The organism is Pantoea sp. OXWO6B1 (assembly GCF_001641135.1).
Lineage (GTDB): Bacteria > Pseudomonadota > Gammaproteobacteria > Enterobacterales > Enterobacteriaceae > Pantoea > Pantoea allii.
The window spans coordinates 1,699,228-1,714,344 of sequence record NZ_LWLR01000001.1 but is presented as its reverse complement, the minus strand read 5'-3'; the positions used below and the strand labels follow the sequence as shown (position 1 = coordinate 1,714,344).

Annotated in this window: 11 protein-coding genes; 4 read left to right on the top strand and 7 right to left on the bottom strand. The window is 55.9% G+C overall.

The window, feature by feature from the left end:
* Window positions 1–69: 69 nt before the first annotated feature.
* The 6 genes from proY to phoB form a co-directional block, all read right to left on the bottom strand.
* A complete protein-coding gene (proY, locus tag A6A26_RS10160) occupies window positions 70–1,416 on the bottom strand; it encodes a proline-specific permease ProY (RefSeq protein ID WP_063878617.1) in 1,347 nt (448 codons plus the stop codon).
* 70 nt (window positions 1,417–1,486) lie between these two features.
* Window positions 1,487–2,806: a branched-chain amino acid transport system II carrier protein gene (gene brnQ, locus A6A26_RS10155; protein WP_063878616.1), complete on the bottom strand. Its 1,320-nt coding sequence runs from the start codon at window positions 2,804–2,806 to the stop codon at window positions 1,487–1,489.
* Between the two features lie 390 nt (window positions 2,807–3,196).
* A complete protein-coding gene (locus A6A26_RS10150; protein ID WP_063878615.1) occupies window positions 3,197–4,300 on the bottom strand; it encodes a cobalamin-independent methionine synthase II family protein in 1,104 nt (367 codons plus the stop codon).
* Between the two features lie 369 nt (window positions 4,301–4,669).
* The gene (locus tag A6A26_RS10145) at window positions 4,670–5,590 is read right to left on the bottom strand and encodes a PstS family phosphate ABC transporter substrate-binding protein (RefSeq protein WP_063878614.1); all 921 of its coding nucleotides are present in this window, start codon (window positions 5,588–5,590) and stop codon (window positions 4,670–4,672) included.
* Between the two features lie 19 nt (window positions 5,591–5,609).
* The gene (gene phoR / locus A6A26_RS10140; protein WP_063878613.1) at window positions 5,610–6,923 is read right to left on the bottom strand and encodes a phosphate regulon sensor histidine kinase PhoR; all 1,314 of its coding nucleotides are present in this window, start codon (window positions 6,921–6,923) and stop codon (window positions 5,610–5,612) included.
* Window positions 6,924–6,937: 14 nt separating this feature from the next.
* Window positions 6,938–7,627, bottom strand: coding sequence for a phosphate response regulator transcription factor PhoB (gene phoB, locus A6A26_RS10135; RefSeq protein ID WP_014606457.1), 690 nt, complete (start codon window positions 7,625–7,627; stop codon window positions 6,938–6,940).
* A 197-nt stretch (window positions 7,628–7,824) separates the two neighbouring features.
* On the opposite strand from phoB, the gene sbcD reads away from it, so the two are divergent.
* Genes sbcD through A6A26_RS10120 form a run of 3 tightly spaced genes read left to right on the top strand, consistent with a single transcriptional unit; the run spans window position 7,825 to window position 13,074 of the window.
* Window positions 7,825–9,021, top strand: coding sequence for an exonuclease subunit SbcD (gene sbcD, locus A6A26_RS10130; protein WP_063878612.1), 1,197 nt, complete (start codon window positions 7,825–7,827; stop codon window positions 9,019–9,021).
* Window positions 9,018–12,692: an AAA family ATPase gene (locus tag A6A26_RS10125; RefSeq protein WP_063878611.1), complete on the top strand. Its 3,675-nt coding sequence runs from the start codon at window positions 9,018–9,020 to the stop codon at window positions 12,690–12,692. Before sbcD ends, A6A26_RS10125 begins: the two co-directional genes overlap by 4 nt.
* 10 nt (window positions 12,693–12,702) lie before the next feature.
* The gene (locus tag A6A26_RS10120) at window positions 12,703–13,074 is read left to right on the top strand and encodes a cell envelope integrity TolA C-terminal domain-containing protein (RefSeq protein WP_063878610.1); all 372 of its coding nucleotides are present in this window, start codon (window positions 12,703–12,705) and stop codon (window positions 13,072–13,074) included.
* A 66-nt stretch (window positions 13,075–13,140) separates the two neighbouring features.
* On the opposite strand, the gene mak is transcribed toward A6A26_RS10120, so the two are convergent.
* Window positions 13,141–14,046: a fructokinase gene (mak, locus tag A6A26_RS10115; protein ID WP_063878609.1), complete on the bottom strand. Its 906-nt coding sequence runs from the start codon at window positions 14,044–14,046 to the stop codon at window positions 13,141–13,143.
* Between the two features lie 144 nt (window positions 14,047–14,190).
* On the opposite strand from mak, the gene rdgC reads away from it, so the two are divergent.
* Window positions 14,191–15,102, top strand: coding sequence for a recombination-associated protein RdgC (rdgC, locus tag A6A26_RS10110; protein ID WP_063878608.1), 912 nt, complete (start codon window positions 14,191–14,193; stop codon window positions 15,100–15,102).
* Window positions 15,103–15,117 lie beyond the last annotated feature (15 nt).

The following is a 15,117-nucleotide window of genomic DNA, read 5'->3' as shown; positions in this document are numbered from 1 at the left end:
ATTTTGCCTTACCGCCAATCCTGTTTTGCCCCAACCCGTTGATATCCGGGCTGGGACAAATCAACCGCGTTATTTACGCACCAGCTTATAGCCCAGCAGCAGTACCACAATCCATACCATCCCGACATACAGTGAAATGCGGGTGTCCGGGAAGTAGCCGATCAGGCCAATAATAAAACACAGAAATGCCACGCCAAAGCCTGCTGTCCAGCTTCCGCCAGGCAACGCAAAGGTTAACCCACGGGCGGCGGCTTTGCCGATCTTGCGTCGAAACGCCATCTGTGACAGCAGAATCATGATCCAAACCCAGACGGTGGCAAAAGTCGCCAGCGAGGCGATAACCAGGAAGACTTTTTCTGGCATCAGGTAGTTGAGATACACCGCAATCAGCATGGCAAACATCATCACCACCACCGTCACCCAGGGAATACCGCGCGAAGAGACCTTCATAAACATTTTGGGTGCATGGCCCTGCTGTGCCATGCCATGCAGCATACGTCCGACGCCAAACACATCGCTGTTGATCGCCGACAGCGAGGCCGTCAGCACCACAAAGTTCAGGATAGACGCTGCCGCCGCAATCCCCATATGCTGGAATGTCAGAACAAACGGGCTGCCGTTGGTGCCCACCTGATTCCAGGGATAAATCGACATAATGACAAACAGCGTACCCACATAAAAAACCAGAATACGCATCGGGACGGAGTTGATAGCGCGCGGGATAGAGGTGGCCGGATCGTTGGCTTCACCCGCCGTGATACCGATGATTTCAATGCCACCGTAGGCAAACATCACCATCTGCAGCGACAGCAACATTCCCACGAGACCGTGCGCAAAAAAGCCGCCATTGGTCCACAGGTTATGAATGCCGGTGGGCTGGCCACCGTTGCCTATCCCCCAGATGATCATGCCAAACCCGGCCAGGATCATCACAACGATGGTGGCGACCTTGAAGAAGGAGAACCAAAACTCCACTTCACCAAACACCTTCACGCTCATTAAATTGACCGCGCCGATGATCAGCACCACGCTGAGCACCCAGATCCAGTGCGGGACCTCCGGAAACCAGACGCCCATATAGATACCGAACGCCGTTACGTCCGCGATAGCCACGATCAGAATTTCAAAGCAGTAGGTCCAGCCGGTGATGTAGCCCGCCAGCGGACCAAGATAATCCTGCGCATAGCGGGAAAACGAGCTGGCCTGCGGGTTGTTGACCGACATCTCACCCAGCGCGCGCATGATGATGTACGCCACCGCGCCACCAATGATATAGGCAAGCAGTACGCTCGGTCCTGCCATCTTGATGGCGTCCGCCGAGCCGTAAAACAGCCCGGTGCCAATCGCCGATCCCAGCGCCATAAAACGGATGTGGCGCGTGCTCAGTCCGCGTTTGAGCTTGTTGGTTTCTTGCATAACAACCTGTACCTGTGAAATGAAAAAACCACGGGCAAGCCCGTGGTTAAAGAAGAATCAATCTTAGCCGTTACGAGTGAACCGACACCTGTTCTGGCCCTTTCAACCGATCGACCAGCGCCACAGCCAGCAACATCACCAGCGATGGCGGCAACCAGGCAAGGCCCTGGTCGGCTAGCGGCAGATGCTGGCTAAATGCGGGTAACGCCTCTTTAAACCCGGTGGTTTTGATGGCGTCAAGGATACCAAATAGCAGGCTGACCAGCATAGTCGGTGCGATGATACGACTGCTTTTGTTCCACCAGTTCAGCGTAAAACTCAGTACGACCAGCACGATACACGGCGGATAAATGGCCGTCAGCACCGGAATGGAAATCTGAATCAGATGGCTCAGCCCCAGGTTAGACACCACCATCGAGAACAGGCCCAGTACAAAGACCAGCGTTTTGTAAGACAAGGGCAGATATTGCGCAAAAAACTCTGCGCAGGCACAGGTCAGGCCCACAGCCGTCACCATACAGGCAATGAAAATCAGTGCGGCAAGGAAGAAGCTGCCCATGTCACCGAAGGTCTGCTGGACGTAAGCATGCAGAATCGCCGCACCGTTGGCATTCTGATCCACTAACGCACCGCTGCCCGCGCCCAGCTTAAACAGGCTGAGATAGACCAGCGTCAAACCGACGCCAGCGATCACCCCAGCTAAAACCGTGTAGCGGGTTAACAGCGCTGCGTTATCAATGCCGCGCGAACGTGCCGCGTTGACGATGACAATGCCGAAGACCATCGCGCCCAGCGTATCCATGGTGAGATAGCCATTCACAAAACCACTGGAAAATGCGGCGCGCTGATAGTCCGCCGTCGCGGGAATCGTTCCGCCCGCCGGCCACAGCAAAGCCGCGACGCCCAGCAGCGTCAGGGCTGCAATTTTCAGCGGGGCCAGAAAATGGCCGACCGTATCCAGCAATTTACCCGGATAGAGGGAAATCACCATTACCAGCGCAAAGTAAATCAGGCTGTAGATAAACAGCGGCAGCGGGCCATCGCCAGTGATAGGTGCAATGCCCACCTCAAATGAGACCGTGGCGGTGCGCGGCGTGGCAAAAAGCGGCCCGACCGCAAGGTAGCAGACCGTTGCCAGCACCACGCCAGCAACTTTGCCAATGGGCGTGCTCAGCGCATCAATACCGCCGCCGACGCGCGCAAGGGCGATGACGGTGATAACAGGTAAGCCCACGGCGGTAAGCAGAAAGCCCACAGCGGCCACCCAGACATGTTCGCCTGACTGAATACCGACCATGGGAGGAAAGATGATGTTACCCGCGCCAACAAACAGGGCAAACGTCATGAAGCCCAGCGCGAGAATGTCTTTAACGGTTAAACGATGTGTCATACGGCCTGTCACTGATGTTGCGATGAAAGATAAGTTTGCGTTGTCCCCTCGCTGCGTTAATACGACGACTTGCCAGACAATAACAGCGCATTATGCGTAGCGTCTGGTTTAGCGCAGGTGATTTGAGCTGCTTTTTTTCTGTTCACAGAGGGATAAATCGACAACGGCGGTAAGTAAAACGTTTATAGCGGAGAAAGGCAATACAGGATCGGAAAACCAGAGGCTTATTTCGCAATTTAAACCAATATCAGAGGATCACATCAATATTCGCAGAAAGTGCATCAGATGATGTGCTTTAAAAATAAACAGGCGATGGGAAATATCAGCATACATGCGGGTTTTTGTGCACAAGTGGCGCATGTATTGCGCCACGTTGCACAGATTCAGCGATTACCACACCTGGCTGGCGACATCCACCACCAGACGAATCTTCTGCCACTGTTGCTCTTCGGTCAGGCTGTTGCCCTCTTCCGTTGAGGCAAATCCACACTGCGGGCTGAGGCAAATCTGGTCGAGGCTGATGTACTGCGTCGCTTCCTGTAAACGCGCTTTTACCTGCGCGGCGTCTTCCAGTTCACCGACCTTGGTGGTAATTAAACCCAGTACCGCCTTCTGGTGGCCAGGCTTGATGAAACGCAGCGGTTCGAAGCCGCCAGAACGGTGATTGTCATATTCAAGGAAAAACGCATCTACATTGACAGAGCCGAACAGGATTTCAGCCACCGGCTCGTAGCCCCCTTCAGAAATCCAGGTCGAGCGGAAATTGCCACGGCACACATGCAGACCGACGGTCAGGTCGGCCGGTTTGCCTTCTAACGCCTTGTTCAGTACACGTGCATAGGTGCGGGCCAACTGCTCGGGATCGTCGCCGCGCTCACGGATCTCACGCTTTTGCTCCTCTGAACAGAGATAGGCCCAGACGGTATCGTCCAGTTGTAAATAGCGACAGCCTGCATCGTAAAAGGCTTTAATCGCCTCTTTGTAGGTCTGCGCCAGATCGTCAAAGTACACATCCAGATCGGGGTAAACCTTTGCGTCGATCACTTTACGTCCGCCGCGAAAATGCAGCACGCTTGGGCTGGGGATGGTCATTTTTGCCACCGCATCCCCCGCTACGCTCTGCAGGAAGCGGAAATGCGCCAGCATTGGATGCCCATCAAAACCCAGCTTGCCGGTAATTTTTACGCCGTGCGCTTTGGTCTGAACACCGTTGAACTGAATGCCCTGATCCGCTTCATAGTGTTCAACGCCTTTCAGGCCGTAGAAAAAGTCAAAGTGCCACCAGCCACGACGAAATTCCCCGTCGGTAACAACCTGAAGGCCATTTTCACGCTGCTTCGCCACCACGTCACGAATCGCTTCATTTTCAACATCACGCAGTTCGTCAGCGCTGATCTCGCCCGCATGAAATTTTTCACGAGCCTGCTTAATGGCGACGGGACGAAGGAAGCTGCCAACAGTATCGGCACGAAACGGGGCGGTTTGTCTTTGCATAATGACTCCTGATCACCCGCCAGATCAGTAGATAATTTCGGGCGGGAATAGTTACACAATGTAATTTTAGCCTTCCAGATGGCTAAACGTCTGAATGCAGATTGTCATGTGACCTGCTTCTGCGCAAACGAAAAAAATTCACTGGGGATGAAAAAGATTCATGTTGCGACGAGAAGAGCGGATTTCGCGGTTATCCTTTTACGCATCAGCATTCTTACCCGGCGCAACTGACGCTGTGGAATCTGTGGATGCTATGGACGCTGAACAGCATAGCCAGGATGTAGCCCGCACAGGGCGCGCGGCTAAAATGGAGAACGTTCTTTATCAAGGATGCCTGGTGATCCTTGGGTTCTGCACAGTCAGGAAAGCCTACTGGAGAGCCTTACGCGCCCCGGCCATTTGCGTCTCAGACAGCGGCAGATAACCCGCTTCACTCACGCGCTGCTGGCCCGCTTTAGACAGCACCTGTTGTAAAAAAGCGGCTAACAGCGGCGGCAAGGGCTTACCGGGGGCTTTATTCACATACAGATAGAGCGGGCGCGCCCAGGGATAGCGGCCACTGCGTATAGAATCCGGATCGGGTGCAACCGCCTCACCGCTTTTTGTCATCACCGGCAGCAATTTTACTCCGCTCAGGTGAAAACCAAAACTGGCATAGCCAATGCTGCGCAGATCGCCGGCGACGGCCTGAACCACCGCCGCCGATCCGGGAAATTCCGCCACGTCGTTGCGAAAATCGCCCTGGCACAGTGCCTGCTGTTTGAAGAATCCCCATGTCCCGGAGGCCGAGTTGCGGCCATAACGCTGGATAGCGCGCTGCTGCCACTCTGCCTGATGCAGGCCCAGATCGCCCCAGCGCTCAGGCACCTGCTGCGCGCCACAGAGACGGGTGACAGAGAACAGGGCATCAAGCTGGCGGGGATCGACAGACTGCAGCGGATTGCGCTGATTCACCACCACCACCAGCGCGTCCATCGCAACCGGTACTGCCAGCGGAGGATAACCATATCGCGCCTCAAATGCCTGGCGCTCATCCGCCTGCATAGGCCGGCTCATGGCCCCAATCTGCACGCTACCGGCGGTGAGCGCGGTGGGCGCGGTTGACGAGCCCGATGCCTGGACCTGGACGTTTACGCCGGGCGACTGACGGCTAAAGTCATCGCCCCATAAGGTCATCAGGTAGCCGAGCGTGTCCGAGCCTGCGCTGCTCAGATTGCCTGAAAGCATAACAGGCTGCGCCTGCACCAAGGCAGGCAACAGAGAGAAGAGCAGCAAAAAAAGCGCGCGCATTGTTCCGATCCGTCAGCAGTTAATGGACGGCATTCTCCTGCATCCCGTTAGTAACAATCAACCGTGGTGCCAGGGTAAACGTAAAACAGGTTTCCTGATGCGGGATGCTGGTGATCTCCAGCCGCGCATTATGATGGCTCAGCGCATGCTTCACGATGGCCAGCCCAAGCCCGCTGCCGCCGGTGGCGCGTGAACGCGCTTTGTCCACGCGGTAAAAACGTTCTGTCAGACGTGGGATATGCTCAGACGCAATGCCGGGGCCGTTATCGCACACCTTGAATACCGCGCCCTGCTTGCTGCGTAGCCAGCTGATATCGATGCGCGTGCCCTCTGGCGTATGGTTAACCGCGTTGTAAACGAGGTTGGAAATGGCACTGCGTAATTGCTCATCATTGCCAAACACTTTCAAATGGGGATCGGTATGAAAATGGATAGCGTGACGTCCGCCGCTCAGGGTTTCAGCCTCATGCTGCAGCAGTTTTAGCATGACGGGCACATCAACCTTTTCTTTCATGTTGATGACCGGGGCAGCCTCAATACGCGACAGCGTCAGGAGCTGTTTGACCAGGCTATCCATCCGTCGGGTTTGCTCCGACATCGTGTGCAACGCTTTGTCCCGTGAGCGCTGATTCATCACAGAGTCGTTCATCATTTCCAGATAGCCCTGAAGCACCGTTAAAGGCGTGCGCAGTTCGTGGCTGACGTTGGCGAAGAAGTTACGCCGTGCTCCCTCAAGCTGATGCATCTGGGTAACATCGCGCGCCACCATTAACCACTGGCCTTCGCTGTAAGGCATGACACGGAATTCCATATGGTGCTGGTTATTCAGCACCAGCGTCAGTGGCTTATCGAAATCCCGCTGGCGAAGGTAACGTGAAAACTCAGGATAACGCAGCAGGTTAAGGATATTTTGCCCGTTATCCTCTGGCCAGCGCAGCCCCAGGTGCTGCTGTGCCAGGCCGTTGCACCAGAAAATGGTGCCCTCTTCCGTGGTCAGGATTACGGCGTCAGGCAGCGACTCCGCGCCGCTACGAAAGCGCTTAATCAGATTACCTAACTCGCGCCGCCGCCGCCGGTTGCGCAGTTGCATTTGATACAACCCGTAAAACAGTGGCTCCCAGCTAGCCTGGCCTGAAGGCGGCGTCATCGTGCGATCGAGCCATAGCCAGTGAGAAAGGCGCATCAGGTTGTAAAAATGCCACAATAACATGCCGACGACGCTAAGTAACAAGAGCCACGGCAAATAGCCAAACAGCAGGCCAAGCACCAGCGCAGGCAGACACGCCAGCACCAGTTCGGACAATAATCTCTTCCAGGAGAGGCGTTCCAGCACGGTTAAAGCTCCGTTTAAAAGCGGGCAGAGAAACGATAGCCTGTTCCGCGTACGGTTTGTACCATGCGATCGTGGCCGGTCAGTTCCAGCGCCTTACGTAAACGACGAATATGAACGTCAACGGTGCGATCTTCAACATAGACGTTGGTGCCCCAGACGTGATTGAGTAGCTGCTCACGGCTGTAAACACGCTCAGGATGGGTCATAAAGAAATGCAGCAGCTTGTACTCTGTCGGCCCCATTTCCAGCGGTGTGGTTTCTGACATCACGCGGTGCGATGACGGGTCCAGGCTCAGGCCCTGCATTTCAATCACGTCTTCAACCGCCATCGGCGAAATACGACGCATAACCGCTTTGATGCGTGCCATCAGCTCTTTAGGCGAAAAGGGTTTAGTGATGTAATCATCAGCCCCGACTTCCAGCCCACGAACCCGATCTTCTTCCTCGCCGCGCGCGGTCAGCATCATAACCGGAATATCGCGCGTCATGGCTTCACGCTTAAGATGTTTAATAAATTGTATGCCGCTACCGCCGGGTAACATCCAGTCCAGCAGGATCAGATCAGGCCAGGGTTCAATCAGCTTGCTGACAGCACTGTCATAATCTTCGGCCTCAATCGGCTGATAATCGTTTTGTTCCAGAACAAAACATAACATCTCACGGATTGGAGCTTCATCTTCCACAACTAAAATGCGCTTAGCCATTATTACTCCTGCAGGTAGGACGGCTTTCACTGATATTTGCGGCGTCATTATGCGTCAGTTTTGTGACAGTTTTATGAAAAAGTTAGCCATAAAAGTCGGCTTGCAACAACCATTTATGACAACATGACGACATGTTTTGTGGCTTTAGTGATAGAGCCAGTATAATTGCCGGGCAAATTGTTATGGCAGGGAGTGTTATGCGCATTATCCACACCGCGGACTGGCACCTGGGGCAGTTCTTTTATAACAAGAGCCGTGCCGCTGAACACCAGGCCTTTCTTGACTGGCTGTTAATCCAGATCGAGCAGCACCAGGTTGATGCCCTGATTGTGGCGGGCGACTTATTCGATACCGGTACGCCGCCCAGTTATGCGCGTGAAATGTTTAACCGCTTCGTGGTGGCATTACAGCCCAGCGGCTGTCAGCTGGTGGTGCTGGCAGGTAATCATGACTCGGTGGCGACGTTAAACGAGTCGCGTGAACTGCTGGCCTGTCTGAATACGCGAGTGGTTGCCACGCCGCAAGAAAATGACGATGTGCTGATGTTGACCACCCGTCAGGGCGAACCCGGCGCGCTACTGTGCGCGATTCCTTACCTGCGTCCGCGCGACATCATGCGCAGCCAGGCCGGCCAGTCGGGGCGGGACAAACAGATCAGTCTACTGGAAGCGATTGCCGCGCATTATCAGCGCAGTTTCGCGGCGGCGCAGGCGCTGAATATGGACCTGCCGATCGTGGCGACCGGCCACCTTACGGCCCTTGGCGTCAGCAAAAGTGATTCGGTACGTGATATCTACATCGGTACGCTGGACGCCTTCCCTGCCTCGGCATTTCCGCCAGCGGATTACATCGCCCTTGGGCATATTCATCGTGCTCAGCGCGTGGCTAACAGCGACCATATTCGCTACAGCGGTTCCCCTATTCCACTGAGCTTTGACGAGCTGGGCAGCGAAAAGAGTGTGTATCTGCTGACGTTCGGCTCCGCAGGCCTGGAGATCGATGCCCTGCCCATTCCGCTATTCCAGCCGATGAAGATGCTCAAAGGTTCACTGGCGCAAATCAGCCAGCAGCTAGCCGACTTTTCTCATCCGAGCGGCGAAAAACCGGTCTGGCTGGATATTGAAGTCACGACTCAGGAGTACTTAAGTGACCTGCAGCGCCAGGTGGAAGCCCTGACCGCAGATTTACCGGTGGAAGTGCTGCTGTTACGGCGCAGTCGTGAACAGCGTCAGCACAGCCTGACGCAAACGGACAATGAAACCCTGAGCGAACTGAATGTTGAAGAGGTTTTTGCCCGACGCCTGGCACTAAACGATGCGCTTGACGATGAGCAGATTGCCCAGGTTACAACGCTGTTCAGGCAGACGCTGGCCGAGCTGGAGGAGAACCCATGAAGATCCTCACGCTGCGATTCAAAAACCTTAATGCGCTGAAAGGGGAATGGTTTATCGACTTTCGCACCGAGCCTTTCGCCAGCAATGGTCTGTTTGCCATTACCGGGGCGACGGGCGCGGGTAAAACCACCCTGCTGGATGCGATCTGTCTGGCGCTGTATCACCAGACGCCGCGCCTGGGCATGCTCTCTCAGGGGCACAATCCGCTGATGACGCGTGACTGCGCAGAATGCCTGGCTGAAGTCGAATTTGAAATTAAAGGTGAAGCCTGGCGGGCATTCTGGAGCCAGAACCGCGCACGAGGTACGGCAGACGGCAAACTGCAGGCACCGCGCGTCGAGCTGGCACGCTGTGCGGATAACCAGATTGTTGCAGATAAAGTGGGCGACAAACTCAAGCTCACCGAAACGCTCAGTGGTCTGGATTTTGCGCGCTTTACCCGCTCAATGATGCTGTCACAGGGCCAGTTCGCCGCGTTTCTCAATGCCAAAGCCAACGAGCGCGCGGAGTTGCTGGAAGAGCTGACCGGCACGGAGATTTACGGTCTGGTTTCTATGGCCGCGTTCGAGCGCCATAAAGAAGCGAAAAATGCGCTGGAGTTGCTGCGCAGCCGGGCGGGCGGCATAGCACTGCTTGATGAGGCGACCCGAACCGGGCTGCAACAGCAGCAAGCTGCACTGACGGAAGCCGAGCAGCAACTCAGCCGCCAGCTTGACACCGCTCAGCGCCAGCAGCACTGGCTGCAGCTGGCACAGCAGCTTAGCGCGGACAGTGAGCAGGTGAATGCCGCCCGTCAGGCAGCAGAAACGGCAAGTCAGGCGGCAGAAGCCGATCGCCAGCGCCTGGCCCGAAGTGAACCGGCAGAAAAACTGCGCGGTGCGCTGCAGCAGCGCGACAGCCTGCAGGCTGAACGTCATGAGGTGCAACAGCGTCAGCAGCAGGTCAATCAGCAGATGCTGGCCACGGCCCATGAGCAGCAGCAGTTGCAGCAGCGCTATCAGGAAATGGAAACGGCCCGCGAGCAGGCGCGTCAGCAACAGCGACAACAGGAAACCCTGTTGACCGAACAGGTGATCCCGCTCGATCAGGCGCTTTCCGCCTTAGCACAGCAAATCCAGCAGTTGCAGCATGAAACGGATCAGCAGCAGGCAGGCTGCGCGCAGCGCGAACAGGCGATGCAAGCCGAGCGACGCCAGGTGAGCGATCTGCAACAGGCGATGACCCAGCAGCAGACTCTCCGACAGCAGCTTGCAGAGCTGGCGTTGTGGGGCGAAAACCTGCCACTGTGGCAGGACCGCTTTGCTCAGCTGGCACGGTATGAAACCGAACAGGTGGCGTCAGCGCAACAGGTGCAGCAACAGCAACAGCAAATTCATCGATGCCAACAGCAGATCGAACAGCTCGGGCAGCAACTGGCTCCCCTGAATCAGGCCGGGCAGCAGGCTCAGCACGCATTATCTGACGCTGAGCAAGCGCTAACTTCGCTACAGAAAGCCCATCCTCCCGAAGCAATACGTCAGGCGTTAAAGCAGTTAAATCAGCAGCGTGACGCACGTCAGACGCTGACGTTACTGGCTACCCAGTGGCAGCCGCTGCATCAACAGCGTGGTCAGTATGAAAAACGACGCCAGGATCTTGAAAAAGCCAGCCTGCAGGCTGAGGCAGAATTACTGACGCTGCGGGAAACATGGAAACGGGAAAAACAGCAGCTCACCGACGTGGAGAAAATTTGCCAGCTCGAAAGCCACATTGCCGACCTGGAGGAGCATCGGGCGCGGCTGGAGGCCGGACAACCCTGCCCTCTGTGTGGCTCCTGCGAACATCCTGCGGTTGAAACCTACCGTGCTCTGGAAGTCAGTGCCAACCAACAGCGAAAAGCTGACCTGCAAAAGCAGGTAGAGGCACTGAGTGAAACCGGCACGGCAAAAAAAGAGCAGATAAAACACCTGAAGGTGCAGCAGCAGTCTCTGCAGGACGAAATCGCCAGTCTGACGCAGCAACTTGATGGGTTAGCCCAGCGCTGGCAGGCCTTGAGCAGTGAGCTTGCGCTTACCTTCACGCTGAACGATGCCGAAGAACTCGCCAACTGGCAGCAGGCCCAGCGCCATCAGGAACAGGCATTAATCGCACAGGTCGAGACGCTGGAAAGCGCAGAACGGGCTTATCAGGAGGCAAAAGAGCGGCATCTGCAGCAGCAGCAAGCGTTACAGAAGCATCAGCAAACGATCCAGTTGACCCAACAGCAGCTGGAGAATGAGCAACAGGCATTGCTACGCTTACAGCAGCACCAACAGCAGACCCAGGCGAGCGCTCAGCAGCTTCAGGAAACGCTGAATCAGCAGTTCAAAGACTATCACCTGGCGTTGCCTGACAGTGCCCAGCGCGAAAGCTGGCTGGCGGAGCAGCAACAGCGCTGGCGGCGCTGGCAGGAAAGTGAGCGGTTGCTTGCTAACTTACAGCCTCAGTTGGCACGTGCGGAAAGCCAGGCAGAAGCCCTGCAACAACAGTTGCTGCTTGAGCAGCAACGCCTGACTCAGCTACAGCAGCAGCTCGCCTCACTGGATCAGCAGCACCAGGAAAAATGCCAGCAGCGCGCGGCGCTGTTTGGCGATCGCGAGGTTACCCAGGCCCGTCAGCAAATGCAGGAAAGTGTCGATGGTCACGAGATGCTGTTGACGCAGCAACGTGAGCGGCTGCAGCAGTCTCAGGCAGAGGTCAGTCGTCTTACCGGCCAACTGACGCTACTGGAAAGCCAGCTGCATACGTTGAGCACACGGTTAACCGAGGCTGAGCAGCGCTTCAGTGCCGCACTGGCGGCGGCCGACTTCCCGGACGAGGCGAGCCTGCGGGCCGCACTGCTGGACGAGCAGGAAGCGCAACAACTGCGCCAGCGACTGCAGCAGATTGATCAGCATCTGCTCCATCAACAGTCACGTCTGGCAGAGTTGCAACAGCGGCTGGCTGCCCACCAGCAGGCGAAACCCGATAATATGCCCGACTCCGCCGATGCGCTGGTTGCACAGCTGGAAAACTTACGGCTGTCACTCAGGGATAACGCCAGTCAGCAGGGGCAGTTGCAGCAGCAGTTACAAAGCGATGCCAGCCTGCGGACGCAACAACAAACCTTACTGGCGCAGATTGCTCAGGATGAAACCGAACTGGCGCAGTGGGCCTTGCTTAACGAGTTGATTGGCTCGGCAACCGGCGATAAATTCCGACGCTTTGCGCAGGGATTAACGCTTGATCACCTGGTAGCCCTGGCTAATCGTCAGCTGGATCGCCTGCATGGGCGCTATCTTTTACAGCGCCGTGCTATCGATGCGCTGGAGCTGGACGTGGTGGATACCTGGCAGGCGGACAGCGCGCGGGATACGCGTACGCTGTCGGGTGGAGAAAGCTTTCTGGTGAGCCTGGCGCTGGCACTCGCGCTATCCGATCTGGTTAGCCATAAAACGCGTATCGAATCGTTATTTCTTGATGAGGGCTTCGGTACGCTGGATGCGGAAACGCTGGATACCGCGCTGGATGCACTGGATGCACTCAACGCCAGTGGAAAAACCATTGGCGTCATCAGCCATGTTGAGGCGATGAAAGAGCGTATTCCCGTGCAAATTAAAGTACGTAAAATGAATGGACTGGGTTACAGCAAGCTGGAATTGCCCGGTCTGTAAGAGGTAATGCATGTTGAGATGTACAGGATTTATTGCGGCCACGATGCTGCTGTTAGCAGGATGCAGTCATCATCCTGAGGCGAAAGAAGCGCGCTGCACGGCCGATCTGTCTCAGGCACAGTGCCAGGACGTGAACCGTTATATTCATCAGATCAATGCGTTGGTCATGCGCAATTTTCACGATGCGCCAAAATATGCGGGCCAGCGCTGCCTGGTGACGGCACAGCGTCGCCCGGACGGACGCTATAACGTGATGCGCACGGAAGGAAACGAGTCGCTGTGTCTGAAAGCCTGGCAGAGCGTCAGTAGCGCACGCGATATGCCTTTACCCCCGCAGGGCGCACCGCAGCAAATCGTGTTTGCTTTCGCCCCGGCTCGCTAAGCCAGCAGAGAGTGACCCTGGGCATCCCACAGTCAGTTGCACAAGGTCACCGCTTGCCTGATGCATTTACTCCGGCCACAGCCAGGCAGCCCCGCGCACGCCACTTGAATCCCCGTGCATCGCTTTCAGCACCGGGGTTTCACACTCACCGCCGAAAACCCATTTTTTCATCAGCGCTGGCACCGTCTGGTAAAGACGGTCCACGTTGCTCATGCCGCCGCCCAGCACGATCACGTCCGGATCAATCAGGTTAACAACCTGAGCCAGGGATTTTGCCAGCCGTATTTCATAGCGGCTCATCGCCAGTGCTGCCACAGGGTCCTCCTGTTCCAGCAGGGTAATAATCTCTGCGCCTTTGCGCGCCACACCGCTTAAACGCTGATAGTCGATGGCAAAACCGGTACCGGAAACAAAGGTTTCAATGCAACCCTGCTGTCCGCAATAGCAAGGCACTTCAGCGCGGTAACGCAGTTCATCTTCATCCATCCACGGCAGAGGATTATGGCCCCACTCGCCTGCATTGCCGTTGCCGCCAATGCGCGACGCGCCGTTTATCGCCACGCCCGCGCCCGATCCTGTCCCGATGATGACGCCAAACACCAGCGCCTGCCCTGCGCCGGCACCATCGACCGCTTCGGACACGGCCAGGCAATTCGCGTCATTGGCGATGCGGATGTCACGATTCAGCGCCTGCGCCAAATCTTTGTCCAGCGGCTGCCCGTTAAGCCAGGTGGAGTTGGCATTTTTCACCCGCTGCGTGTAAGGCGAGATCGTCCCCGGAATACCCAAGCCTACCGTCCCGGTTTGCCCGGTCTTTTCTTCGGCCAGACGCACCAAATCAACGATAGCCTGTACGGTCGCCGGGTAGTCGTTGCGCGGCGTGGAAATTCGATGACGAAACAGCGCGTTCCCCTCGCTGGACAGCGCAATGACTTCCGTTTTGGTGCCGCCCAAATCAATGCCTATACGCACAGTTTATTCCTCATTATTCGTTAAGGTGTTTTCTACACTAAAAGGCGATTGCCTGAAAGGCAATGAAACCGCTCCGATGTTTCGCTATCATGCGCACACTTAGTGAGACTTGTGCGCCCGATCGCGCCACGGTAAGGAATCCCGATGTTGTGGTTTAAAAATATGATGGTTTATCGTCTGAATCGTGACATTCCTTTGTCCGCAGACGAAATGGAAAAACAGCTGGATGCGTTCACCTTCTCTCCCTGCGGTAGTCAGGACATGAGCAAGACCGGTTGGGTGTCCCCGATGGGCAATCGCAGCGATGCACTGACCCATGTGAACAACGGTCAAATTGTCATTTGCGCGCGCAAAGAAGAAAAAATCCTGCCTTCTCCGGTTGTGAAGCAGGCGCTGGAAGCCAAAATCGACAAGCTCGAAGCAGAACAGAGCCGCAAGCTGAAAAAGACGGAAAAAGATTCGCTAAAAGATGAAGTGCTGCACAGCCTGTTACCGCGCGCATTCAGTCGTTTTAGTCAGACGTATATGTGGATCGACACCGTCAACAACCTGATCATGGTGGACTGCGCCAGTGCGAAAAAAGCGGAAGATACGCTGGCCCTGCTGCGTAAAAGCCTGGGATCGTTACCGGTTGTGCCCTTGACGCTGGAAAGCCCGATTGAACTTACCCTGACCGAATGGGTGCGTTCGGGTGATGTGCCTGCCGGTTTTGCCCTGATGGATGAAGCCGAGCTTAAGGCCATTCTGGAAGATGGTGGTGTGATTCGCTGCAAGAAACAGGATCTGGTGTGCGATGAAATTGCCAACCACATTGAAGCCGGCAAGCTGGTGACCAAACTGGCGCTCGACTGGCAGGAGCGTATTCAGTTCGTGTTATCCGACGACGGTTCGGTGAAACGCCTGAAGTTCAGCGATACCTTGCGCGACCAGAACGATGATATTGACCGGGAAGATTTTGCGCAGCGTTTTGATGCAGACTTTATCCTGATGACCAGCGAACTGGCCGCCCTGACCAGCAATCTGGTTGAAGCCTTAGGTGGCGAAGCCCAGCGTTAAAACAATCGGCCGCAG

Bases quoted from the DNA above. Each gene is read 5' to 3' on its own strand.
- A6A26_RS10125 (WP_063878611.1), top strand. From the start codon at position 9,018: ATGAAGATCCTCACGCTGCGATTCAAAAACCTTAATGCGCTGAAAGGG.
- brnQ (WP_063878616.1), bottom strand. From the start codon at position 2,806: ATGACACATCGTTTAACCGTTAAAGACATTCTCGCGCTGGGCTTCATG.
- A6A26_RS10145 (WP_063878614.1), bottom strand. From the start codon at position 5,590: ATGCGCGCGCTTTTTTTGCTGCTCTTCTCTCTGTTGCCTGCCTTGGTG.
- proY (WP_063878617.1), bottom strand. From the start codon at position 1,416: ATGCAAGAAACCAACAAGCTCAAACGCGGACTGAGCACGCGCCACATC.
- A6A26_RS10150 (WP_063878615.1), bottom strand. From the start codon at position 4,300: ATGCAAAGACAAACCGCCCCGTTTCGTGCCGATACTGTTGGCAGCTTC.
- sbcD (WP_063878612.1), top strand. From the start codon at position 7,825: ATGCGCATTATCCACACCGCGGACTGGCACCTGGGGCAGTTCTTTTAT.
- A6A26_RS10120 (WP_063878610.1), top strand. From the start codon at position 12,703: ATGTTGAGATGTACAGGATTTATTGCGGCCACGATGCTGCTGTTAGCA.
- phoB (WP_014606457.1), bottom strand. From the start codon at position 7,627: ATGGCTAAGCGCATTTTAGTTGTGGAAGATGAAGCTCCAATCCGTGAG.
- rdgC (WP_063878608.1), top strand. From the start codon at position 14,191: ATGTTGTGGTTTAAAAATATGATGGTTTATCGTCTGAATCGTGACATT.